Origin of the sequence: Chryseobacterium sp. 3008163, assembly GCF_003669035.1 — a bacterium.
Classification (GTDB): domain Bacteria; phylum Bacteroidota; class Bacteroidia; order Flavobacteriales; family Weeksellaceae; genus Chryseobacterium.
Window position 1 is genome coordinate 2112234 of record NZ_CP033070.1, and the last position, 23901, is coordinate 2136134.

The following is a 23901-nucleotide window of genomic DNA, read 5'->3' on the forward strand; positions in this document are numbered from 1 at the left end:
AGCAAGAATATGATAAAAGCGGATGTATTAGTGATTGGTTCCGGAATTTCGGGGCTTTCTTATGCCATAAAAGTTTCAGAACAGCTTCCCGATGCCAAAATAATCATTGTAACAAAATCTGACGAAGACGAAAGCAATACAAAATACGCCCAAGGCGGTTTGGCTGTGGTTACAGATTCTAAAAACGATAATTTTGAAAAACATATCGAAGACACAATGCGTGCCGGAGACGGCGAAAATAAACGTGAAGTGGTAGAAATGGTCGTAAGAGAAGCACCTGCAAGATTTAACGAAATCGTTGAATGGGGCGCCAATTTTGACATGAAAAATGGAGAATTTGCTTTAGGAAGAGAAGGCGGCCACACTGAAAATAGAATCGTACACCATAAAGACATCACTGGTTTTGAGATCGAAAGAGCTTTATTGCAAACGGCCAAAAGCAGTCCGAATATTGAAATTCTTGATCACCACTACGTTATCGACATCATCACTCAACACCACGTTCCGGGAAAGGAATTGAATGAGGGTGAAATTAATTGTTATGGCGCATACATTTTAGATGAAAAATCTAAATCGATTAAAAAAATTACGTCAAAAATCACTTTAGTTGCGACTGGCGGAGCCGGTCATGTTTATAAAAACACCACGAACCCAGTAATTGCAACAGGAGACGGAATTGCTTTCGTTGCCCGTGCAAAAGGCAAAGTGACCAATATGCAGTATTATCAGTTTCATCCAACCGCTTTATACAGCAAGCTCGACGGAATGTTATTTTTAATTTCCGAAGCAGTGCGTGGTGATGGCGCAAAGCTGAGAACCAAAAAAGGTCAAAAATTCATGCACAAATATGATGAGCGTGAAGAATTAGCTTCCAGAGACATCGTTGCAAGAGCCATTGATGCAGAAATGAAAGTTACGGGAGACGAATTTGTTGGTCTTGACTGCAGAGATATGAGCCAGGAAAAGTTTTTGGAACATTTCCCTAATATTTATAAAAAATGCAAGGACGAAGGCATTGATCCTTTCACACAATTAATTCCTGTAGTTCCCGCTTGTCATTATCTCATGGGCGGAATTGAAGTTGATAAAGACGGACAGTCTTCTCTTAATAATTTATTCGCCGTCGGAGAATGTACCAACTCTGGACTTCATGGCGCTAACAGATTAGCTTCAAATTCTCTATTGGAAGGTTTAGTTTTCGGACATAATGCCGCTATGAAGACTATGGAATTATTGAATGAAAATAATTTTAATTTCGACGATTTAAAAGCTGTCCCCGAATGGAACGAAGAAGGTATGAAAATTATCGACGAAATGGTCATTGTTTCTTACCTCAGAAAACAGCTTCAGGAAATGATGAGTGACCTAGTAGGAATTGTGCGAAGCAACAGCCGTCTAAAAATGGCCCTCCAAAAGCATCAGGAAATCGCAGCTGCAGTTGACGAAATTTATCACTACTCTATTCTATCGCCTCAGCTTTCAGAATTAAGAAATTTAACAACAGTTGCTCATCTCATCATCACCCAATCGATGGAAATGATACAAAATAAAGGCGCATTTTACAATAAAGATTTAGTGCAAGCATAATTGATTATTAAAGAAAATAATGAAAAGACCAAACTACGCAACCGATAAAGTTTTAAAACAATTCATTAAAAATGCTTTGGAAGAAGACATTCAGGATGGAGACCACTCTACTCTATCTACAATTCCTAAAGATTTAGTGCAAAGTGCAAAACTTTTAGTGAAAGAAAACTGTATCCTTGCCGGAGTCGAATTGGCTGAAATTATTTTTAAACAATTTGATAAAAACTTAAAAATCGAAAAATTCATCAAAGATGGTGAAACTGCAAAAATCGGCGACGTAGCTTTTATCGTAACCGGAAGTGCGAGATCTATTTTATCTACAGAAAGATTAGTTTTAAACTGCATGCAGCGAATGAGCGGTATCGCAACGCTTACTCAGGATTGGGATTCGAGATTGATAGGTTCAAAAACCAAGCTTTTAGACACCAGAAAGACTACTCCCAACTTCAGAGTTTGCGAAAAATGGGCCGTTGCAATTGGTGGCGGAACTAATCACAGATATGGTTTATATGATATGATCATGCTAAAAGACAATCATATTGATTATAACGGAAGCATCACCAACGCAGTAAAAATGGCGAAAGATTATGTAAAAAAGTCAAAGAAAAAACTTAAAATAGAAGTTGAAACTCGTAATCTTGAAGAAGTACAAGAAGCTATCAATGCCAAAGTCGACAGAATCATGCTCGACAATATGGATGTTGCCACTATGAAAAAGGCAGTAAAATTAATCAACGGATCTTGTGAAAGTGAAGCATCAGGCGGAATCTCAAGAGATCAATTAAAAGAAATTGCTACTACAGGAGTAACCTTTATTTCTGCCGGAGCCCTTACTCATTCAGCTAAAAATATCGATTTAAGCCTAAAAGCTGCTATGTAAAACATTGCATTTTTAATAAAAACACAGCCACTTTGTTAAAAATTAAACAATATGATTTTTTCACGTTAAAATTCAGTTTTTACTTAAAATACTGTAAATCAAACATTTGATCATTATTAAGACTGATTAAAAATTAACATTGAGTTAATAATAGTTAAAATTATTTTACCGAATTTTGCATAAAATTTAATTCTAACTATTACTTACGATTATGAAATTAATCAACAAATCGATGCTAACTGTGATGATCTCACTTTCTACAGCTAGCGTCTATTATGCTCAACAGGTTAAGGATACTGCATCAAAATCCAAAGACATTGAAGAGGTAATACTAACAGGAGTAGCTGATATCGCTAAAGATAGAAGGACTCCAGTTGCCGTTTCTACAATTAAGGAAGCTCAAATCGTTGAAAGATTGGGAAATCAAGAATTTCCTGAAATTTTAAATTCTACCCCGTCAGTATATGCTACTAAAGGTGGCGGTGGTTTCGGAGATTCAAAAGTTGTTATCAGAGGATTTGGACAAGAAAACATTGCTGTAATGGTAAATGGTATGCCTGTAAATGACATGGAAACCGGACGTGTTTTCTGGTCAAACTGGTCAGGACTTTCTGATGTAACTTCTGCAATGCAAGTACAAAGAGGTCTTGGATCTTCAAAATTGGCAATTGCTTCTGTAGGAGGTACTATTAACATCTTAACAAGAGCAGCTGATAAAAAACAAGGTGGTATTGTTTCTTTATCTGTTGGTAATGACGATTATCTTAAAACTTTATTCGCTTATAACACTGGTAAAAGTGCTTCAGGATGGGCTACTTCATTCTTAATGAGCAGAGCTTCAGGTTCTACCTACGCAAGGGGAACAGAATTTGAGGGATACAACTACTATTTTGCATTAGGTTATAATAAGCCAGGAAGCAAACATGACTTCCAGTTTACCATTACCGGTGCTCCACAAGCTCACAACCAGAGAAGTACTTATTCTACTATTTCAAATTATATTGCTTTTAATGGTGATAAAGATGGTACTCCAGATACAAAATACAACGCGGATTATGGTTATCTAAACGGTGAAGAATACAGTTTAAGAAGAAATTACTATCACAAACCGGTAATGTCTTTAAACTGGGATTGGAACATTTCAAGCAAATCTAAATTAAACACGGTTGCTTACGCATCATTCGGTAGAGGTGCAGGGACCGGAAATATCGGAAGTGTAGGAAACTTAGCAAATACAACTACAAAAAACTTAGACGCTTTTAGAACTTCTGAAGGAATTATAAATTTTGATGCTCTTGCAGCGGGAAATGCAGCATCTAGTGCTGACAGAGGTATTCTTATCAGAAATGCATCTATTAACTCTCACAACTGGTTTGGTGTTATTTCAAGTTTTAATCACAAAATTACAGATCATTTAAACTTTTCAGTTGGTATCGATACAAGATATTACTATGGTTACCATTACCAAGTAGTGAGTGATCTTTTAGGAGGTTCTTCTTATAGAGATTCTGCAAACAGAAATCTTTATACTCCAAACAGTAACAATGTATTTTCACCTGGCTATAACTATGTTTCAAATACATCAAAAGCAGAGCCTAACTGGAATCCTTTTGGCGGAAAAATTGATGCCTTAGAAAACAGAGTTGGTTATAATAACGATGGAGAAGTACTTTGGTACGGAGGATTTGGACAATTAGAATATTCAAACGATAAGCTATCAGCTTTTGTTTCAGGAGCTATTTCTAATCAAGGTTTCCAAAGAATTGATAACTTTATCGTTGACGGAAGATCTCTTCTTAATGGAAATGTTTCTGGATATGCAACCAGTGCTACAAACCCTACTCTTATTCAAGCTACAGCTACAAACCCTGCCCTTAATACGAAAACAGGATTTAAAAACCTAGTAGGATTTAATGTGAAAGGAGGTGCAAACTATAATATCAATGAAAATCATAACGTTTTCGCAAACATTGGATATTACGAAAAGCAGCCTTTCTTAAATGCAGTTTATCCAAATAACAAAAACTTCCTTAATCCAAATTTAACCAACGAGAAAATTTTCGGAGTTGAAGCAGGTTATGGTTTCCGTTCAGGAATATTTAATGCGAATGTAAACATTTACAGAACTTCATGGAAAGACAGATTCCAAAGAAGATCAAACATTTCTCTTACCTATAATGATCCTTCTACTGGAGTTCCTATTAGCACGACTACAGCTTATGCTAATATGTCTGGAATTACAGAAATCCACCAAGGTATTGAAATTGACGCAACAGCGAATGTTCACAAAATGTTATCATTAACAGGAATGTTATCAATGGGTGACTATTACTATAAAGGAAATGCTACTGGTGATTTATTTTCTGAAACCAATGAAGCAATTCCATTAGGAGGTACAACTTCTGGTACAACTCTGTATTTAGATGATGTAAAAGTTGGAGGTTCTGCTCAATTCACTGCAGGTGGAGGATTTACTTTCAAGCCTACAGAATGGTTTAGCTTTGACGGTATGTACAGAGGAGTAAGAAATTTATATGCTAACAATAACCCTCTAAACTTCTTAAATGAAGCTGCAGGAAAAAAAGGAGCATTAGAATTGCCTACATTTGGATTGGTTGATATGGGAATTACCTTTAAGATTAAACTTAATAACCCTAAACAATTCTTCACAGTTAGAGGTAATGTATATAATTTATTTGATAAAGTTTACATCGCTGAATCAAACACCAATACATTCTCTGGACTTAGCTTAGATGAATATATTAATATCAACAAGCCTATTCAAAGTACACCATTAACTCCTACTCAGATTGCAACTTTAACCACTGCACACCAAACTTACCAAGCAGCAGGAAACTATAATGGTATTAGCCAACAAAACCAAGTATACTTCGGATTTGGAAGAACATGGGCTGCAACATTATCATTCAACTTCTAATCAATAAAACATTAGATTTATAAATACCAAATCCCGGCTTTATAGCTGGGATTTTTTTATATTTGTACACTTAATAAATAGAAAAAATAGAAGTATGGATCTTTACAAAATTTTACTGAGCGCCCACAAAGGTTTTGCCTATCTGGAGCTTGCTTTAACTGCTTTATTTATCATCGCACTCTTAACAGTAATGTTCGGATACAGCGGTAAAGTAAATAAATTTCTGAAAAAAATCACGCTTTTTACCATGATTTTCTTTCACGTACAATTCTTAATCGGTATTGTAATGCTGATTATGAATTTCACAAAAGGTTTAGACATGGGATCAGTAATGAAAAATGCTGATTTAAGATTTCAATATGTAGAGCACCCATTTTCTATGTTGATCGCTGCAGTTTTGATGACCATCATCAATAAAAAAGTAAAATCTAATGACACCATTTCTTTAGGAATTGTGATTATGGGATTGATCGCAGTAGGTTTATTTGCATTTGCATTTCCATGGACAAGAGTCTTTGGAGCTTAATTATATATTAACTTAATAATTTTATTTATTCAATGAAAGTAGCTGTAGTAGGTTCAACAGGAATGGTTGGACAAGTGATGCTTAAAGTTCTCGAAGAGAGAAGTTTCCCTGTAACAGAATTAATTCCGGTAGCTTCGGAAAGATCTATTGGTAAACAGGTGAAGTATAAACAGGTAGATTACACTATCGTAAGCATCGACGACGCTATAGCTGCCAAACCTGACATCGCAATTTTTTCTGCAGGTGGTTCAACTTCTTTAGAATACGCACCAAAATTTGCAGAAGCAGGAATTACAGTAATCGATAATTCTTCAGCATGGAGAATGGATCCCACTAAAAAATTAGTTGTTCCGGAAATCAATGCAGATGTTTTGACAAAAGAAGACAAGATTATTGCGAATCCGAACTGTTCTACTATTCAGTTGGTGATGGTTTTAGGTCCGTTGAATAAAAAATATGATTTAAAAAGAGTCGTTGTTTCTACATATCAGTCTGTAACAGGAACCGGTAAAGCAGCCGTTGATCAGTTGAATGCTGAAATCGCTGGTGATGATTCTGTTGCTAAAGTATATCCTTATCAAATCTTCAAAAATGCATTGCCACACTGCGACGTATTTTCTGATGACGATTATACGAAAGAAGAAATTAAATTAATGAAAGAGCCTAAAAAGATTTTGGGTGACGATACATTTAATTTAACAGCAACTGCTGTAAGAGTTCCGGTACAGGGAGGTCATTCTGAAAGTGTCAACATCGAATTTGAAAACGAATTTGAATTAGAAGAAGTAAGAAAAATCTTATCAGAAACTCCTGGAGTAATCGTAATGGATAACGTAAAAAACAACGAATATCCAATGCCACTCTACTCAGAAGGAAAAGACGAAGTTTTCGTAGGAAGAATCCGAAGAGATCTCTCACAGCCGAAAACACTCAACCTCTGGATTGTAGCAGACAATCTGCGAAAAGGCGCTGCAACCAACGCAGTACAGATTGCAGAATACTTAGTAGCAAACAACTTAGTATAACCTAACAAAAAGAAAAGAGTCTCCAAAAGAGATTCTTTTTTTATCGAATATTTATTGAGTAGATTGGATTTGGTTTATAGTTGCCAGTTTCAATCAGTTCCGAATATAACAACTTAGCAAAGGATAGGATAAAATTCTATCAAAAAAACGTCGCGAGACATTTAAATTTATAAAGAAAAATGACAACAAAAAATACCAATCAAGATAAAATAGGTTTCCAAAAGCTCATTGCTGTTTTTGGGATCATTTTATTCGTCGGAAAAATCATCGCATGGAAACTTACAAATTCCGATGCCGTATTTTCTGATGCCATGGAAAGTATCGTAAATGTCATCAGTGCTTTTATGGGATTGTATTCCTTACATTTAGCATCAAAACCCAAAGACGAAGATCATCCTTACGGTCATGGTAAAGTAGAATTTGTCACCGCCGGAATAGAAGGCGCATTGATCGCGATTGCCGGAATTATGATCATCTACGAAGGTATCAACAGCTTGGTGACTGGAAGAGTTTTAAAAGGGCTCGATTGGGGAATTGCGATCATTGCCGTTACCGCAATTATTAATTATTTATTAGGATACATATCTATTAAAAAAGGCGAAAAACAAAATTCTCTTGTTCTTATCGCTTCCGGAAAACATTTACAATCCGACACATTTACCACTTTAGGCGTTGTGGTCAGTTTGATCATCGTTTACTTCACCAAAATATATTGGATTGATTCTGTGGTTGCCTTGATTTTTGGCTTCTACATCATATTTGTAGGTTACAAAATCGTCCGCAAATCATTAAGCGGGATTATGGATGAGCAAAATCCAGAACTACTCAATAGCATCATCGATTTATTAGAAAAAAACAGACATACAGAATGGATCGACATTCACAACATGAAAATCCAGCAATTTGGCGCCTCTCTCCACATCGATGCCCACATCACTCTGCCTTGGTATTACAGCCTTCGTGATGCTCATAACGAAATGGAAAAAGTCATTCTCCTTTTAGCCAAAAACACAAAAAGAACGGTTGAATTTAATTTCCACATGGATGACTGCAGACCGATTTCCTGCCCTGTTTGTCAGATTATGGACTGCCCTGTTCGCGAACAGCCTTTTACCAAAAAAGTAAAATGGACTGCAGATAACGTGACCAGAGTAGAAAAGCATACTATTAACTAGTTATTTCAATACAAGTTACAGCATTTTTTAGGAGTCATTTGCGGCTCTCCGCTCATACTCCTCACACAGCCGCTTATCTATAGCTACTCCAATTTTGCCAAAGCTTGCTGTGGGGTAACCGCTGCGATCCGGGCTATCAGAACGTTTCCTCAATATAATTAGGGGACGGTTTACAGTTCGAAAATCTTCCTCAAACCGTTATCTAAAAATATTCACAGGAATTCAAACTTAGGAATTTAGTTTTTATAAACTTTGGTTGCTCCTTAGTAAAATCTGTTTTCTGTAGTAAAACAACGGAACTATCAAAAGCAAAATCAAAGGTTGAATTACAAACCTTCTCATATAGAAAGAAAAAAGATACCCTACATCAAATCGGTCATAAATGCAGTACAGATATATCGGGAAAGTAATCGCAAAAACAATAGACATTAATAACGCTCCTTGTATCGTCCATTCTTTATTTTTAAACAAAAAATGAATGATTATACACGAGAAAAAAAGATTTAAAACAAATCTCAATACATGGCTGAGAATTAACTTCCCCCATTCAAATTCAGGGAAATTAATATTCTTATTTGCTGCGTGGAAATAATCCAGAAAAGGATCATAGAAAATCTCATCTTCCACCATTCTTACACCAACTAGTCCGAAAACTCCGGCAACGACCAAAAACCAACTAAGAATTTTCATTTTTTAAAGCAAAAAATTTAATCCATATCATCCAAAGAATCACTACACTTCCATAAATTATAGCTGGAAAAACATAATCATGAGCGATTTTATTATATTGTGAATAGTCACGGGTTACAATATTTAACCCTGCAATTCTTAAAATATTCATGATGTATAACGCCACGAGACCGGCAACAATAAAAACGAAAGTTTTAGTTCCTTTATAAAAAGCAAATACAAAAGCTACAAAAAGAATAATCACAGAAACCGCATTACATCCCTCTACCATTCTTGTTACCGTCTTATCTTTAACATAAAAATACATCTGCTCGTTAGGAACATCATCATACAGTCGAGAAGGGTAATTTAATGCATTCTGCACAAGTACAACATGATCAGCAATCAATCGGGAAAAAGGATCAAGACCTTGCGCTTTGAAGCTGTTCAGATAAAACTGATACCCAAAAAGCAACACCAAATAAATGATGATGAAGCGCAACAGAATCCCCAAAACAGGCTTAAAGTCCTTTAGCATAATGCAAAGATAAAAATTCGACTGTAAATTAGTATATTTGTTTCCATATTATGACTTCTGAAAACGCAAAAAGATTTTTTGAGAACCATTTTGGCGAAAAATCAACTGAATTTGTCACATTAGCTCAAAGCGGATCTGCAAGAGTCAATTTTCTGGCTCAAAATCAAACCGGAAAATATATCATTACCTACAACGAAAATATTCCCGAAAATGGAAGTTTTCTTTACTTTTCAGAAATATTTTCAGATTTAAATCTTAACACTCCGAAAATATTTACGGTATCTGATGACAAAAAAATGTACATCCAAGAATTCTTGGGAAGTCAAACTTTTTCAGACATCATTGCGAAAGAAGGTTTGTCAGAAAATGTAAAATCTTTGGTAAAGCAGGCTTTAGAAAAACTTTTTAATCTGCAAATTCTCACACAGAATACAATAGATTTCACCCAGGCTTTTGAATACGAAAGTTATGATGAATTACCTGTGATGCACGATTTATACTATTTCAAAAATTTTATTGCTGATGTTTTGGAGTTGGAATATCATAAGTCTACTTTATTAAAAGAATTCAAAAAATTGTCAACCTCATCGAAAATCTTGAACCGAAAGGCTTAATGATTAGAGATTTTCAGGCAAGGAATATTATGGTGAATGACAAGAATGAAGTTTCATTTATCGATTATCAATCAGCGATGAAAGGTCCTTTAATGTACGATGTGATTTCATTTCTGTTTCAGGCGAAAGCCAATTTTCCTGAAGATTTAAAAAACGAAATGCTTGAATTTTACATTCAACAGTTTGAAAATAAGGAAACTCAATTTCAACTAAAAAATTCGGTTAAACCAATTCAATTGATGAGATTCTTACAAGTTTTGGGAGCTTACGGTTTCCGTGGTTTGATTCAAAAAAAGCAACATTTTATCGCCAGTATCGACAAAGGAATAGAAAATATTACATCATTTTCAAACAATTGGGAAGAAATGAAAAATTATCCTGAGTTAAAAAAAGTAATCGAACAGTTGAGTTTGGATAAAACTAAATTTAAAATTGAAGAAATATTGAACCATTAAGAGAATGAAAGTCTTAAGAATTATTAAGTAAAATCTAAAGATTTTTTAAGCAAGAACTTTTAAATTTGTTTAAAACAAATTTTACAAATGACGAAAAAACAGATCACTCAATTATCATATGAAATTACAGGATTAGCCATTAAAGTGCATAGAACATTAGGAGCCGGACTTTTAGAAAGCATCTACGAAAAGTGTTTAGTACATGAACTTAATAAAAATGGATATGAAGTAATACAGCAAGTAAAAATTCCCATAAACTATGACGAAATTACAATCGATGCTGACTTGAAAATCGACTTGCTTGTAAATGATTGTATTATTGTAGAATTAAAAGCCATAGAACAATTACTTCCTATACATGAAGCTCAGTTACTGACGTACATGAAAATTTTAAAGAAACCACAAGGTTTATTGATTAATTTTTTCACTGATAACATCACAAAATCTTTAAAACCATTTGTTAATGAATATTTTAGATCATTACCAGACTAATCAGCATATCGCTTAATTTAGATTTATCTAATCCTTAAAATATCTTATAAACTAAAACATCTTAATGGTTCAAAAAATTTAAAGAAATTAAATGATTTAAATCAATCATCATTTATCAACCATCAATTATAAAAATTTAAATATGCTACACATAGACATCCATAGTTTTTCATACAAAAAAGGAGGCATTCCCAAAGACGATTCAGGTAATGGAGGGGGTTTTACTTTCGACTGCCGCGGGATTTTAAACCCGGGAAGAGTGGAAGAATATAAAATTCAGACCGGAAATGACATCGGTGTTCAGGAATATCTTGAAACGAAAACCGACATGCCGAAATTTTTAGAGCTAATTAAAAGCATGGTTTCCATCAATATCGACAACTATTTGGGCAGAGGTTTTGAAAACTTACAAATCAACTTCGGATGTACTGGCGGACAACACAGATCGGTATATTCTGCTATAAAAATCGCTCATTTTATTGAAGAAAAATATGGCGAAAAAGTAGAAATTAGTCTTCATCATGACGAACAGCACCAACTTAATAATAGGTAATAAATAATGTGCAATAAGTAATATCTTTAGCTCCGCTATAGTTATTTAATATTCAAATTATTCATTACCAATTACTCATTACCCATACTTATGAAGGCATTAATTTTTGCAGCAGGAAAAGGAACCCGACTGAAACCCTTTACAGATCATCATCCGAAAGCTTTGGCTAAAGTAAACGGCATTCCGCTTTTGGAAAGAAATATTACCTACCTAAAAGGTTTTGGCATTAATGATTTTGTGATTAATGTGCATCATTTTGGTGAGCAGATTGTAGATTTCCTGAAGAAAAATAATAATTTTAATTGTAAAATTGAAGTTTCAGATGAGTCTGAAGAACTTTTGGAAACTGGTGGTGGTTTGGTTTTTGCTAAAAAATTTCTTGATCATGGCGAAGATTTTATCATCATGAACGCTGATATTCTTACAGACATCAACATAAATAATTTAGTAGAATACCACAAGAAGATTAAAGATTTTGCTACTTTAGCAGTATCGGACAGAGAAAGTTCGCGTAAGTTATTATTCAACGACGATTTGGTTTTAAGGGGTTGGCTTAATGTGCAAACAGGCGAACAACGATTGGCAGAGTTTAACAAGGGATTTAAGCCTTACGCATTCAGTGGTGTGCACTGCATTAACCCTGTTATTTTTGACAAAATTAAACGAACAGGGAAATTTTCTGTGATGGAAGAATATCTGGATCTGATGCAGACCGAAAAAATTCATGGTTTTCTGCACGACAGTATTCTGATCGATGTAGGAAGACCGGCATCTGTGATAGAAGCCGAAAAATATTTTAAATAAAAGACAATGGGAATTGAAGGAAGCAGGGATGAAAGTTTACAAAATCCTGAATTAGATATCAACGAATCAATATTACACAATAGTTTCAGACAAAAAACATGGGACGAAATCGTAACCAAAGACAGCTGGATGGTTTTCAAAATCATGGCAGAATTTGTGGATGGTTATGAAAGAATGGCAAAAATTGGACCCTGTGTTTCTATTTTCGGATCAGCAAGATTAAAGCCTGAAAGTAAATATTATCAGATGGCAGCTGAAATCGCTGAAAAAATCACTAAAGTTGGTTTCGGAATCATCACCGGGGGCGGTCCCGGAATTATGGAAGCCGGTAATAAAGGCGCTTTCAACGCACAGGGAAAATCTATAGGACTCAATATTGATTTACCCTTTGAACAGCATTTCAATCCTTACATCAACAAAATGTACTCGCTTAATTTCGATTATTTCTTCGTAAGAAAAGTGATGTTTGTAAAGTATTCTCAGGGGTTTATCGTGATGCCGGGAGGTTTTGGAACTTTGGATGAACTGACGGAGGCGATTACTTTAATCCAAACCAATAAAATCGGAAAGTTCCCTATTGTTCTGGTCGGTTCAGAGTTTTGGGGTGGTTTGCTTGATTGGTTTAAAGATACTTTGCTAAAAGAAGGAATGATTTCGGCGGATGACCTTGAGCTCTATCGTGTGGTAGATACAGCAGACGAAGCTGTGGAGCACATCAAATCTTTTTATGAAAAGTATGCGGTGAATGTTAACTTTTAATTGGCATTATATTTGAGCAAATTTTATTTACTAAGATGATTAACAATCAATAAATTAAGATGAAAAAATTTTTATACATATCCGGTATTCTATCACTATTTGCACTCATGAGTTTCATGGCGGCAGATTTCTTCTCATCAATGACGAAAGTCGACTATATTGATGGCAGCAAAACGCTGAAGTTTACTACAAAGATGAATACCAGTCATATTTCGGATGCAATCAAAATCAACCGCAGCACGGCAGGTTTTGAAGCCGAAGTGAAGAAATATGTAAACAACAATTTTGATGTTTATGTAAATGGATCTCCCAAAACCCTAACTTTCACAGGAAGTCAGGTAAGCGGAGAAACTGTATGGGTCTATTTTGAAACAAGCGGTGTTTCGGAGGTGAGCAATTTAAAGATTAAAAACACGATTCTTTTAAGTGCTTTCCCAAAACAAATTAACCTTGTGAATATTGCCTATAAAGGATCTCAAAAAACCATGAATTTCCAACGAGGAAAAGAGGTGAATGAGGTTTCATTTTAATAAGAATTTTTAGTTTAAACTATATGACCACTGCTTTTGCGGTGGTTTTTTGTTTTTAGACCCCCATTATTCTGATTTAATTAAATTATTTTAAAATCAATTTACTTACTTCAATTACATGAATTATATTTAAACCTGATTATTCGTCATCATTTTTCGATTTTCGCTATCTTAAAAACCATCAATTAGCTTTGATCATAAGAATTAGACAGAATTGAACAATTAAAAACTCAAAACTTTCAAACAAAAAAAGGCGAACTAATTAATAGTCCGCCTTTAATTATCATATTAAGCTAATTATTGAGCTTTGATTTTAAAATCATCTATCTCCCACGTTGCCGCAGCAGAAGTTGTAGAAGTATATTTGAATGCTATTCTTACGTTTTTGCCTAAGAATGCACTTAAGTTTACATTTCCTGAGCTTACCCAATCTCCAAATGCTCCTGTATTGGTATCCAAAGTTGCAGGTAACTGTACCCAAGTAGTAGTTGATGGGTTTCCTGTATAATTTTCAGTGGCATAAACCTGCAGAGCATTTCCTGCATAACGAACATCTGTTGTAAAGCTGACTGTAGCCGCAGTTTTACCCACCAAACTAACCGCCTTTGAAATCAACCAATCTTCGTTGGCAGGATTTCCTAATGGAGCACTCATCACTGCATAGTAATTAGTTCCATTACCTTGGTTAGAAGTATTCCAAACCTGAGTACCCACAACGTTAACAGTCGTCCAATCTGAGCTGAAACCACCTGCAGCAAATCCATCATTATAGATTGTAGGCATTGGAGTATAAATACTTCCATCACATCTTGGATTATCTAAATCTATATTTGAAAGCTTGGTAATCCAAAGCTGATAGGTTCCGTTAAAATAACTGGCAATAGCGTAGACATCACCTTTACCCCCTTCAACTTCTACCATACCCGGTTTAATAGGCGTAGTATTTGTTCCGAAATCTGCCTGTCCACTTGTTCTCAATGTAATTTTATTACCAGAACAGTCTTCTAAAGTTCTATTTGATGTCGCTGTTCCATCTGAATAGGCTTTCCCTAAATCTGCATTGATAAACTGTAAGTCTTTAATTTTAATCCATCTTCCTACATCTGCGGTTGTCAGTTGAGAGATCATTCTTTCGGTAGGAACTACCGCTCTTGAAGGTGCATTAGAATCATAAAGATACTTGTAAATATCTTCCTCTTTAATTCTATAGTTGATTGCTGTACTCGTATCATTAGAACCTAAATGAAGTTCACCCGAAACATTTCTTATATACAAACCTTTTAGTTTTATATAAACATCTTTCCCTAATCTAAATCTATTATCTAAAAACAAATCAGTTTTATTCATATTTATTCTTATACCTCCTGTAGCATCTTCTACATACACATATTTGAATAAATTTCCTGTTTCATCATTGGCAACCACTTGGGCTTTAACATAAAAATCTCCAGTAATCTGAGCAAGTGTTCCAGATGCTAATTGTTTTACCTCTGCTACAGTTTTGAGAGTCAACCCATTTGCGCTGAATTCACATGGATTTGAAGTGATCCCATCGAGACGAGGGAATTTAGTCATCTTAAGGTCTGTAACCTTATTGATATACATTTGGTAAGTAGAATTAAATTTACTGTAAACACCTACAAAATCTCCGTTTCCTGATGGTAAAATCTGGTTTGCAAATGATGCATATCCACTGTTTCTTACTACTCTGGTAGTGGTTGTACTCGCATCTCTAATCACTCGATCAATCGTAACTCCATTTGGAGCATAATTTGTACACAATGATCTACTGTCAAATTCTGCATTTTCCATTTTGATCAAACATCCGATGTACTTATCATTTGCAGCAACCATTTGTGCAGAAGTCATTATTTTAGGAATAATGTTCTCTCTGATAGAGCATGATCTGAAAATTTTTGAAGGAACTAATTTTTCAGGAATTCTTAAAACAGATGTTGTGCTTGCCGGATCTTTAACTCCCAATTGCACCACTCCACCATAAGTTCCTAAAGCAAGACCAGCAAGTTTGATATATACTTTAGAACCCTGAGGATATTGTGTATATGTACTTACCATGTCTACACTGATTACGAAACCTTGCGTAGGATTTTCAGCTTTATCCTGAATGTAAATTGTCTTATAAATATTCCCTGTTTCATCTGTTGAAGAAACATAACCTTCTACGATATCATTAGAATCATCAGGAAAAGCATATACCGTATTTACATACTTTGCTCTTAGATCAGTCAATGTCATTGTCTTGGTAAGATCAGCACACTGAAAGTTAGCAAGATCTGGCTCGTCATATTTATCATCGTGTACACATCCTGTAATAAACAGCGTAGCACAGACAATGAAAATATATTTTAAAATTGAATTATATTTTTTCATAGTAGTAAAGTTTAGAATCTTAGATAAACATTTGTGAAGAAAGTAGTACCTCTGTCATACCAAAGTTTTGGCCCAAAGTATGGTGTTGCTCTCTGAACGTCTAGAAGTGCTTCATTGAAATTCACATTTCTACCCTGCTCAAATCCGCCAGTAACGTAGTTTCTGTTATTCAGGATATTATTTACCGAAACACTGATTCCCATTCTGTATTTGCCTAAAAGGAAAGATTTACCCGCATTGGCATTCAACATGAACTGATCATCAAATTTTTTCTGTGCAGTAATCTGCTGAATAAGTTCCGGCGTAACTCCCGGGTAAGGATCATTAGTCAACGGATCCGTGTACATGTAAGGTGTTTTATTTAAAGCTGAAAGATCAAGATACTGATCCATCAAATAATTCGCAGAAGCACCTACCCACCAATATTTAGGTGAATTATATTTTAAGCCAAAAGAAAATGCTTTTTGCGGAGTTCCTGCAACTTTATAATCTTTGATATTTGCTTTGCCCCAAGTATCTTTTGAACCTCTAAACCCGTTAAGATCATCAAAGGTTGATACTTCAGGATTGTTTGTGTATTTATATTCTCCTACACTTGCTACACCAACCGCATTTAAAGTAGGCGTTATTTTTACATCAAAACCTAATTCTGCACCAATGTATCTTTTGTTTACACCACTCATCGCTTCATTCACTAATGTACTGAATGAATTTCCTAAACTTCCGTCATTTACATCTGCATAATATCTTGAAATCTCAGTTGCATTACTGATTGTAGTGTAATATCCTGACAATCTTAATTTCAGAATCTGCCCTCTCATGATATAACTTAAATCATTTGAGTTGATGATCTGATTTTTAACTCCCGGCGTTAAATAATCAACGGCTCTCGGATTGATGTAAATTTCATTAAGAGTCGGCGCTAAGCTGAAAAAAGCTCCGTTGTAAACGATAAAGTTTTTACCGTTGATCTTATAGGTAACCTTTCCTTTTATACCGGCATCCACAGCATCATAGATACTGCTTTTCCCTTTAGAATTATCTTTAAATCTCAAAAGACCGCTTCTGTAATCTCCGTCTCTTTGTGATTCTGAATATGAACTGAAAATAGACGCAACGATGTTAAATTTATTAAAATCAACTTCAGATGAGATATTTAATGAGTACTGATCTCTTAATAATTCATAAGAATATTGAGTTCTGTCTCCTACTTTTACCTCAGAACTAGCATCATCTGTATTATATTTCACATCATTATTAAATGCATTGAGATTATATGCAAAATTAGCTCCTAATAAATCTTTAACTCTTCTAAAGTTATCTGATCTTAAATTCTGATAATTAAAATTAATATTCAATTTCCAATTATCTGTCATTCTGGTATCAAAGTGAGAAGCAAAATTGAAAGTTTTATCTCTGTTTACATCTTCCACAACTGTATAAACCGCTCCTCTTGGAGAACCATCCATATTGGTAAGGTTTAGGCGGTTGGCATTATACAAAGCATTCCAATTGATTTGCGATTGAGCTCTGAACTCGTCGGCATTTAAAATTCCGAAACCAGGTAATTTTCTGTAGTAGGTAGGGTTGGGATCTGAAGCATGGAACCAGTCTAATCTGCTTCGTGCATCGCTACCAATTTGGTAAGAAACCGTATTAACCCAGTTTGAGCTTTTTCCTATTTTTAAATAATCGGTAAGCATAAACATAGGTTCAAAAACCTTTCTTATTCTTGAATTTCTCTCTTCACCATCCTGCATTCCCCAATATGAGTTATAATTTTTACCCATAATGTCATAAACTTCCTGTGTATTTGGAGAGTTCGATGCTCTGTATGTTGGTGATCCGAAACCTGTAAAGTTGATTGAATGTCTTTCACTGAATTTCTTCTCTACTGCTGCAAAATAAGCGTAAGCATCCTGATAAACTCCGTCAATCACTGCATTGTCTCCCCATCTTCTGCTTCCTGATACTGTAAACGCCCATCCACTTTTGCTCAACCCTGTAGAATAAGTCGCCATCGCTCTGTGAAGGTAACTTCTATTGGTAAATGAATATGCTAGAGAAGTCTGTTTTCTGTAATTAGAAGCTCTTGTATTGTAATATACAACTCCTCCTAAATTACCAAAGGCATATTCTGAAGGTGTAATATTATCTACATTTTCCTGAGGATATCTTGTAACATCATTTAAACCTCCCCAATTGCTAAAATCTATTCTTCCGTCATCATTTTTAGACATCGAAACACCATTAAACATAACATCTTCAAATCTATTATCTACCCCTCTTGGTCTGAACCAATATGCACCCAATTCAAAAGCAGATACATTCTGAAAGGCGTCTCTTCCTGAGCTCAAAAGCCCTACGGTAGGCTGCATTGCAGAACCTCCATCTTCGGTATCATTAGCCGAATCGTCAATTACAACAACACCTGCATCTGTTGCCTGGCTGTTGTTAAGAACAATTACACCTAAGTCTTTTCTCTTCTCATCAGCAGAAATATCAAATTCCAAAATTTTTGACTCAAAATTTGGTTTTGTAATAGTGATAAGATAATGTCCTGGCTTTAAATCTACAAACTGGAAGTAACCTATTTTATCTGCAGTTACATCATCAACAGAATTGTCAAGATCTACTTCTGCTCTCTCTATAGGCTTGCCATCCTGACCCTTAACGTATGCATACGCAGTAGTTTGCGCATAGTAGTACGATGCCGGAAGTAATGTAAACAAAGAGATTAGGGATAGTTTTTTAATCATAATAAACTTTTTTTAACACCTTCTTTATTTAAGGGGCAACAAATTTAGGATTATTTTCATAAACACAAGCACAATTAAACCCTTATACTATTAATTTTCCTTAACAAGCCTTAATTATCATAAAAAAACCGTGTGTTTATCATTAATACTGAAAAGTTACCTTATTAAAATAATTTAATGTTGAATATTATATAAAATTAGTAATTTTACCCCCTTAATTTTTTGAATATAATAATAAGATGAAGAAATATTTAATCCTTTTCACAGCACTTTGTTTTAGCTTTTCTTTCTCACAGCAAAAGCAGGTAAAGAGAGCAGCAGTAGCATTTTTAAATGTAGAAAACCTTTGGGATACTATTCCATCTGCAGATTATATCGATGGAACATTACCTTTTTCAAATCCTAAATTCCACCGAAGCGTACCCTTAGACTCTTTGAAATTCTTGGAAACTACCGAAGATTATAAAGGAGAATGGAATAATGAACTTTTAGTAGGAAAAAAGGTAATCAGAAGACAAATATTAGCAGAAGACTTTACAGCAAATAGCCCTAAAAGATGGGGTACAAAATATTACAATCAGAAATTGGCAAACGAGGCTAAAGTAATTTCTGAATTGGGAAGACAATATACAAATGATAACCCGGCAATTTGCGGCCTTATAGAAGTTGAAAACAGACAAGTAATTGAAGACCTTATAAAACAGCCAGTTTTAGCAAAAAGCAACTATGGAATTGTACATTACAACTCGTATGATGCAAGAGGAATCGATATCGCAATCATCTATCAGAAAAACAGATTTATTGTACAAGATTCTTACACCAAAGAAATTAAGATCTACAATGAAGACGGAAAAAGACAGTATACAAGAGATGTTTTAGTTGTAATAGGACTATTAGATGGTGAAAAAATGGCCGTATTTATGAATCACTGGCCTTCTCGAAGTGGTGGTGAATCCGTTTCTCAACCAAAAAGGAATGCTGCCGCAGCTGTACTAAAAAATGAAATGGATAAATTATCATTAGAACATCCAGGCATTAAATTAATATCAATGGGAGATTACAATGATGATCCTGTAAGTCCGAGTTTAAAAAAACACTTAGGATCGGTTGGCGACCCAAGCGAATTATCAGATAAATCGCCTTATTACAATCTTATGTACAAATTGTACAAAGCTGGTGTAGCATCTCTAGCCTACAGAGACGCTCCAAATTTATTTGATCAGATTATTATTTCAAAAAATTTATATTCATCAGAAAAATTAACTCCTACCTACAGCTTATTTAAGGCGGAGATATATGCCCCTTCTTATTTAGTTAATAAAGATGGACAATGGAAAGGCTACCCTTTCCGTTCTTGGGATGGTGACAGATTCACAGGCGGATATAGTGATCACTTTCCGGCAGTGTCAGTAATTCAAAAAGAATACATCAAAAAATAAAATCTAAAGCACCTCTTAATCGGGTGCTTTTTTTGTGTAACTTCATGATTATGAAAAATTTAATCTTAATTATAATCTTTACAATTATTCCGTTGAATTTTACTGCACAATCTTCACCTAAAAACGAAAAAGAAGATCCTGCAATGAAACCTGAGAAAAATGACGACGGCGAATGGGAACTTACCGTGATTGATACCCAGTTTGATTACTTTCTGAATGCCATTGCAAAACCAATCAATCAGTATTCTGAATCTACACTGAAAAGCAGAAACAGAATGCTCGTTACAGAATGGAATTCTTATTACAACTCAGGCAGATACAGAAACGTGATAGAATCTTCCATTGATTATGACCCAAGAGAAAACTACGGAATCAAGTTTGAATATAAATTGTACCAGGTTTTCGCCTATGTCAATTGGAAATACAAACTCAGAATGACCGGTCTTAGCGCATCAGATGCCACAAGATTTTAAACAAAAAAAGGTTCAGAAATTCTGAACCTTTTTTATCTTTAATAAAGATGATTAAAGATGATTATTTGTTAAATAACTCTTCAACTTTATCCCAGTTTACTACATCAAAGAATGCAGCTACATAATCAGGTCTTCTGTTTTGGTAGTTTAAATAATAAGCATGTTCCCAAACGTCTAATCCTAAAACAGGAGTTCCTTTAGCATCAGCAGTTGGCATTAGTGGGTTATCCTGATTTGGAGTAGAAGTTACAGACACAGATCCGTCTTCATTTTTAACTAGCCAAGCCCATCCAGAACCGAATCTTGTTTTTGCAGCATCAGAAAAATCAGTTTTGAATTTCTCAAGACCACCATAATTTTCAATAGCAGCTTTTACGCTTCCTACCGGCTCTTTGCTTCCGCCAGGAGTTAAAATTTCCCAGAACAATGAGTGATTGAAGTGACCTCCACCGTTATTTCTAACAGCTGGCTTTTCAACACCGTTTCTGCAGATATCTTCGATAGATAATTCTGCAAGATCAGTACCTTCAATCGCTTTATTTAAATTATCGATGTAAGCCTGATGGTGCTTTGTATGGTGAATTTCCATAGTTTTTGCATCAATTGTAGGCTCTAGAGCATCGTACGAATATCCTAATTTTGGTAATTCAAATGACATAAGTTTAATTTTTAATGTTAATATGTAAATTTAGCCAATATTTAAGCCAATATCAACAATTGCAGATTATTTTAATAAATCTTTAACATTGATACTTTAATTTAGAATTTTGAACTGTTTTCAAATAAAAAAAGCACAGACCTAAATCTGTGCTTCGTATAAACAATATTAACGTATGTCTATCTATTCATAGACATTAAAAATTCTTCGTTGTTCAGAGTTCCTCTGATGTTTTTGTTGACAAATTCCATCGCTTCGATAGGATTCATTTCTGAAAGATACTTTCTGAAAATCCACATTCTCTGTGAAGTTACCTCATCCAGCAATAAATCATCTCTTCTTGTGCTTGAAGAAACCAAATCAATAGCAGGATAAATTCTTCTGTTGGCGATTTTTCTGTCTAATTGAAGCTCCATGTTTCCGGTACCTTTGAATTCCTCAAAGATCACTTCATCCATTTTAGAACCTGTATCAATTAATGCAGTTGCAATGATTGTCAAAGATCCTCCGTTTTCAATTTTTCTAGCTGCACCAAAGAATCTTTTTGGTTTGTGTAGCGCATTTGCATCAACACCACCTGAAAGTACTTTTCCTGATGCCGGAGTTACCGTATTGTAAGCTCTTGCTAATCTCGTAATTGAATCTAATAAAATAACTACATCATGACCACACTCTACCATTCTTTGAGCTTTCGCAAGAACAAGGTTAGCCACTTTAACGTGCTTATCTGCAGCTTCGTCAAATGTAGAAGCAATAACTTCTGCATTTACACTTCTTTCCATGTCGGTAACTTCTTCAGGACGTTCGTCGATCAAAAGAACCATCATATAAACTTCTGGGTGATTGGCTGCGATAGAATTAGCAATATCTTTCAGCAACATCGTTTTACCAGTTTTTGGCTGAGCAACAATCATCGCTCTCTGACCCTTTCCAATCGGTGCAAATAAATCAACGATTCTTGTAGACATCGTAGAATTATCTCCTGAAAGATTAAATTTCTCTTCCGGGAAAAGCGGCGTTAAATATTCAAAAGCAACACGATCCTTGATAAATGCCAAATCACGCCCGTTAACTTCTATTGGTTTTAATAATGAAAAATATTTTTCACCTTCTTTTGGTAAACGTACAATACCTCTTACGGTATCTCCTGTTTTTAAACCAAAATTTCTGATTTGTGCAGTTGAAACATACACGTCATCCGGTGAAGAGATATAACTGAAATCCGAAGAACGCAAAAATCCGTAGTTATCTGGTAGAATTTCTAAAACACCTTCAATACTCACCATTCCGTCGAAATTGAATTCTTTTCTGGATTCAGTTTCTTCTCTTTCAGAATTTCTGTTCTGATTTTGATTAGGATTTTGGTTTTGATTAGGGTTGTTTGGGTTAGAATTCTGATTTTGGTTATTGTTCTGATTTCTGTTTTGAGGATTTCCACCGTTTTGTTGTGGATGGTTTGGACCTTTTTGATTCGGATTCTGACCTTGTTGTTGCTGTTGTTGCGGTCTTTTAGGTCTTTCTTCTCTCGCTTGTGCTTGTGCAGGAGTTGCTACAGCTACTTGAGAATCTGTATTTATCGGAGTTTCCTCTTTTTCCTGAGTTTGTTCTTCAGAAGTATTGGTAGGAGCTACTCTTTTTCTTTTCTGTTTTGAAGCATTGTTTGCAGGTCTTTCTTCTACAGCACCTTTTGCGGGTTCTTTTACGATTACCTCTGCAATAACTTCTTTCTCTTCTGTTACTTCCTCGGTTTTGGCAAGTTCAGCTTCTGTGGGAGTTTCTGTGGCAACTTTTGGTCTTGCCGGTTTTTTGGGTGCTGCTTTTTTAGGAGCAGCTTTCACCACTTTTTCTGCTGCAGCAGGTTTTTCTTCAGTTTCAGTGCTGCTTTCTGTAGTATTGAAGTAATCTTTTGTAACTTTAGGGTTGGAAGCCTGAAAATCAAGAACTGCGAAGATTTTATCATTATCTGTGCTGTTTCTTGCAACCTTAACGCCCAAATCTTTTAGGATTTTAGTCAATTCCGTTACGGATTTTGACCTTAACGTTTCTATGTTAAACATATATAAAGTAAAAATGTAATTAGTTGTGAGTAAGAAAAGTAAGTCCGGTGACTTTTGTTTTCAAGTACATTGTATAATGCAAATCTACACTTATTTTTGAATTGTGCAAAATTTATGTTATTTTTGCTCCTGAATTTAAAATTCTATGTTACAAAGAATACAAACTATTTGGATTTTGCTATCCGTTTTAGCGGCGGCATTCCTATACATTACAGGACAAGATGTAGAAGTTTTCGGAAAAGCTCCGATGATCGGCGTCTCATCTATTGTTTTGGTTTTGATAGGCGCATTCAGTTTGTTTAGCTTTAAAAACAGAAAAAGACAAATCATGCTGAATAACATCAGCATCATTATAAACGCTTTGTTGATTGGTATATTGGTGTATTGGGTACAAAACTTATCCGGAGGAATACAATTTCCTGAGAAGGGTATTGAGCCGGTTTTCCCATTGATTGCGGTAATTTGTTTGTTTATAGCAAATATTTTTATCAAAAAAGATGAGAGGCTCGTAAAATCTGTAGACAGACTCCGATAACCTTACAATGATTTTTTTTGAGTAAGAACAGCTTCTTTTTAGGA

20 protein-coding genes and 1 pseudogene are annotated in these 23901 nt (G+C 34.9%); 15 read left to right on the forward strand and 6 right to left on the reverse strand.

Features of this window, described 5'->3' with window-relative positions; all coding sequences use genetic code 11:
* Positions 1-9: 9 nt before the first annotated feature.
* The 6 genes from nadB to EAG08_RS09595 all read left to right on the forward strand — a co-directional run bounded on the left by nadB (position 10) and on the right by EAG08_RS09595 (position 8131).
* Positions 10-1587, forward strand: coding sequence for an L-aspartate oxidase (nadB, locus tag EAG08_RS09570; protein WP_129535232.1), 1578 nt, complete (start codon positions 10-12; stop codon positions 1585-1587).
* 19 nt (positions 1588-1606) lie between these two features.
* Complete coding sequence (nadC, locus tag EAG08_RS09575) at positions 1607-2467, forward strand: carboxylating nicotinate-nucleotide diphosphorylase (protein ID WP_129535233.1); 861 nt, start codon at positions 1607-1609, stop codon at positions 2465-2467.
* A gap of 211 nt (positions 2468-2678) precedes the next feature.
* Positions 2679-5405 carry a TonB-dependent receptor gene (locus EAG08_RS09580; RefSeq protein ID WP_129535234.1) on the forward strand — a complete coding sequence of 909 codons (2727 nt, stop codon included), beginning with the start codon at positions 2679-2681 and terminating at the stop codon, positions 5403-5405.
* Between the two features lie 94 nt (positions 5406-5499).
* Positions 5500-5931 carry a hypothetical protein gene (locus tag EAG08_RS09585; RefSeq protein ID WP_129535235.1) on the forward strand — a complete coding sequence of 144 codons (432 nt, stop codon included), beginning with the start codon at positions 5500-5502 and terminating at the stop codon, positions 5929-5931.
* 32 nt (positions 5932-5963) lie between these two features.
* Complete coding sequence (locus EAG08_RS09590; RefSeq protein ID WP_129535236.1) at positions 5964-6956, forward strand: aspartate-semialdehyde dehydrogenase; 993 nt, start codon at positions 5964-5966, stop codon at positions 6954-6956.
* 179 nt (positions 6957-7135) lie between these two features.
* Complete coding sequence (locus tag EAG08_RS09595) at positions 7136-8131, forward strand: cation diffusion facilitator family transporter (protein WP_129535237.1); 996 nt, start codon at positions 7136-7138, stop codon at positions 8129-8131.
* Positions 8132-8374: 243 nt separating this feature from the next.
* On the opposite strand, the gene EAG08_RS09600 is transcribed toward EAG08_RS09595, so the two are convergent.
* Together EAG08_RS09600 and xrtF are read right to left on the reverse strand one after the other, a co-directional pair.
* Entirely contained in the window at positions 8375-8821 is a 447-nt protein-coding gene (locus EAG08_RS09600; RefSeq protein WP_129535238.1) for an exosortase F system-associated membrane protein, read from the reverse strand.
* Entirely contained in the window at positions 8808-9338 is a 531-nt protein-coding gene (gene xrtF / locus EAG08_RS09605; protein ID WP_129535239.1) for an exosortase family protein XrtF, read from the reverse strand. Before xrtF ends, EAG08_RS09600 begins: the two co-directional genes overlap by 14 nt.
* A 50-nt stretch (positions 9339-9388) precedes the next feature.
* Between xrtF and EAG08_RS09610 the strand changes: the two are divergent.
* The 6 genes and pseudogenes from EAG08_RS09610 to EAG08_RS09635 all read left to right on the forward strand — a co-directional run bounded on the left by EAG08_RS09610 (position 9389) and on the right by EAG08_RS09635 (position 13545).
* Positions 9389-10407: pseudogene (locus EAG08_RS09610) on the forward strand (aminoglycoside phosphotransferase family protein).
* Positions 10408-10494: 87 nt separating this feature from the next.
* Positions 10495-10899, forward strand: coding sequence for a GxxExxY protein (locus EAG08_RS09615; RefSeq protein WP_129535240.1), 405 nt, complete (start codon positions 10495-10497; stop codon positions 10897-10899).
* 142 nt (positions 10900-11041) lie between these two features.
* Positions 11042-11452, forward strand: a complete 411-nt coding sequence (locus tag EAG08_RS09620) for an RNase adapter RapZ (RefSeq protein ID WP_129535241.1) — start codon at positions 11042-11044, stop codon at positions 11450-11452.
* Positions 11453-11542: 90 nt separating this feature from the next.
* Entirely contained in the window at positions 11543-12256 is a 714-nt protein-coding gene (locus EAG08_RS09625) for an NDP-sugar synthase (RefSeq protein WP_129535242.1), read from the forward strand.
* A gap of 6 nt (positions 12257-12262) precedes the next feature.
* Positions 12263-13015 (forward strand): TIGR00730 family Rossman fold protein, encoded by a 753-nt coding sequence (locus EAG08_RS09630; protein WP_129535243.1) that lies wholly within the window; start codon positions 12263-12265, stop codon positions 13013-13015.
* Positions 13016-13074: 59 nt separating this feature from the next.
* On the forward strand, positions 13075-13545 hold the full coding sequence (locus EAG08_RS09635) for a DUF6702 family protein (protein WP_129535244.1): 471 nt from the start codon (positions 13075-13077) through the stop codon (positions 13543-13545).
* A gap of 297 nt (positions 13546-13842) precedes the next feature.
* On the opposite strand, the gene EAG08_RS09640 is transcribed toward EAG08_RS09635, so the two are convergent.
* Entirely contained in the window at positions 13843-15936 is a 2094-nt protein-coding gene (locus EAG08_RS09640) for a DUF5689 domain-containing protein (protein WP_129535245.1), read from the reverse strand.
* Between the two features lie 11 nt (positions 15937-15947).
* Positions 15948-18695 carry a carboxypeptidase-like regulatory domain-containing protein gene (locus EAG08_RS09645; RefSeq protein ID WP_129535246.1) on the reverse strand — a complete coding sequence of 916 codons (2748 nt, stop codon included), beginning with the start codon at positions 18693-18695 and terminating at the stop codon, positions 15948-15950.
* Positions 18696-18934: 239 nt separating this feature from the next.
* Between EAG08_RS09645 and EAG08_RS09650 the strand changes: the two genes are divergently transcribed.
* Positions 18935-20134: an endonuclease gene (locus EAG08_RS09650; RefSeq protein ID WP_129535247.1), complete on the forward strand. Its 1200-nt coding sequence runs from the start codon at positions 18935-18937 to the stop codon at positions 20132-20134.
* 50 nt (positions 20135-20184) lie between these two features.
* Positions 20185-20607 carry a DUF6146 family protein gene (locus tag EAG08_RS09655; protein ID WP_129535248.1) on the forward strand — a complete coding sequence of 141 codons (423 nt, stop codon included), beginning with the start codon at positions 20185-20187 and terminating at the stop codon, positions 20605-20607.
* 61 nt (positions 20608-20668) lie between these two features.
* Here EAG08_RS09655 and EAG08_RS09660 read toward each other — a convergent pair whose 3' ends face one another.
* The gene (locus tag EAG08_RS09660) at positions 20669-21265 is read right to left on the reverse strand and encodes a superoxide dismutase (protein ID WP_129535249.1); all 597 of its coding nucleotides are present in this window, start codon (positions 21263-21265) and stop codon (positions 20669-20671) included.
* 179 nt (positions 21266-21444) lie between these two features.
* The gene (gene rho / locus EAG08_RS09665) at positions 21445-23322 is read right to left on the reverse strand and encodes a transcription termination factor Rho (protein WP_129535250.1); all 1878 of its coding nucleotides are present in this window, start codon (positions 23320-23322) and stop codon (positions 21445-21447) included.
* A gap of 145 nt (positions 23323-23467) precedes the next feature.
* Here rho and EAG08_RS09670 point away from each other — a divergent pair, with 145 nt between their 5' ends.
* Positions 23468-23857 (forward strand): DUF4293 domain-containing protein, encoded by a 390-nt coding sequence (locus tag EAG08_RS09670; protein ID WP_129535251.1) that lies wholly within the window; start codon positions 23468-23470, stop codon positions 23855-23857.
* Positions 23858-23901: the final 44 nt, after the last annotated feature.

What these genes read in the sequence shown, in the direction of transcription:
- EAG08_RS09635 (WP_129535244.1), top strand. Translation starts at nt 13,075, where the DNA reads ATGAAAAAATTTTTATACATATCCGGTATTCTATCACTATTTGCACTC.
- EAG08_RS09600 (WP_129535238.1), bottom strand. Translation starts at nt 8,821, where the DNA reads ATGAAAATTCTTAGTTGGTTTTTGGTCGTTGCCGGAGTTTTCGGACTA.
- nadC (WP_129535233.1), top strand. Translation starts at nt 1,607, where the DNA reads ATGAAAAGACCAAACTACGCAACCGATAAAGTTTTAAAACAATTCATT.
- rho (WP_129535250.1), bottom strand. Translation starts at nt 23,322, where the DNA reads ATGTTTAACATAGAAACGTTAAGGTCAAAATCCGTAACGGAATTGACT.
- EAG08_RS09670 (WP_129535251.1), top strand. Translation starts at nt 23,468, where the DNA reads ATGTTACAAAGAATACAAACTATTTGGATTTTGCTATCCGTTTTAGCG.
- EAG08_RS09595 (WP_129535237.1), top strand. Translation starts at nt 7,136, where the DNA reads ATGACAACAAAAAATACCAATCAAGATAAAATAGGTTTCCAAAAGCTC.
- xrtF (WP_129535239.1), bottom strand. Translation starts at nt 9,338, where the DNA reads ATGCTAAAGGACTTTAAGCCTGTTTTGGGGATTCTGTTGCGCTTCATC.
- EAG08_RS09615 (WP_129535240.1), top strand. Translation starts at nt 10,495, where the DNA reads ATGACGAAAAAACAGATCACTCAATTATCATATGAAATTACAGGATTA.
- nadB (WP_129535232.1), top strand. Translation starts at nt 10, where the DNA reads ATGATAAAAGCGGATGTATTAGTGATTGGTTCCGGAATTTCGGGGCTT.
- EAG08_RS09620 (WP_129535241.1), top strand. Translation starts at nt 11,042, where the DNA reads ATGCTACACATAGACATCCATAGTTTTTCATACAAAAAAGGAGGCATT.
- EAG08_RS09580 (WP_129535234.1), top strand. Translation starts at nt 2,679, where the DNA reads ATGAAATTAATCAACAAATCGATGCTAACTGTGATGATCTCACTTTCT.
- EAG08_RS09650 (WP_129535247.1), top strand. Translation starts at nt 18,935, where the DNA reads ATGAAGAAATATTTAATCCTTTTCACAGCACTTTGTTTTAGCTTTTCT.
- EAG08_RS09640 (WP_129535245.1), bottom strand. Translation starts at nt 15,936, where the DNA reads ATGAAAAAATATAATTCAATTTTAAAATATATTTTCATTGTCTGTGCT.
- EAG08_RS09585 (WP_129535235.1), top strand. Translation starts at nt 5,500, where the DNA reads ATGGATCTTTACAAAATTTTACTGAGCGCCCACAAAGGTTTTGCCTAT.
- EAG08_RS09645 (WP_129535246.1), bottom strand. Translation starts at nt 18,695, where the DNA reads ATGATTAAAAAACTATCCCTAATCTCTTTGTTTACATTACTTCCGGCA.
- EAG08_RS09590 (WP_129535236.1), top strand. Translation starts at nt 5,964, where the DNA reads ATGAAAGTAGCTGTAGTAGGTTCAACAGGAATGGTTGGACAAGTGATG.
- EAG08_RS09625 (WP_129535242.1), top strand. Translation starts at nt 11,543, where the DNA reads ATGAAGGCATTAATTTTTGCAGCAGGAAAAGGAACCCGACTGAAACCC.
- EAG08_RS09660 (WP_129535249.1), bottom strand. Translation starts at nt 21,265, where the DNA reads ATGTCATTTGAATTACCAAAATTAGGATATTCGTACGATGCTCTAGAG.
- EAG08_RS09630 (WP_129535243.1), top strand. Translation starts at nt 12,263, where the DNA reads ATGGGAATTGAAGGAAGCAGGGATGAAAGTTTACAAAATCCTGAATTA.
- EAG08_RS09655 (WP_129535248.1), top strand. Translation starts at nt 20,185, where the DNA reads ATGAAAAATTTAATCTTAATTATAATCTTTACAATTATTCCGTTGAAT.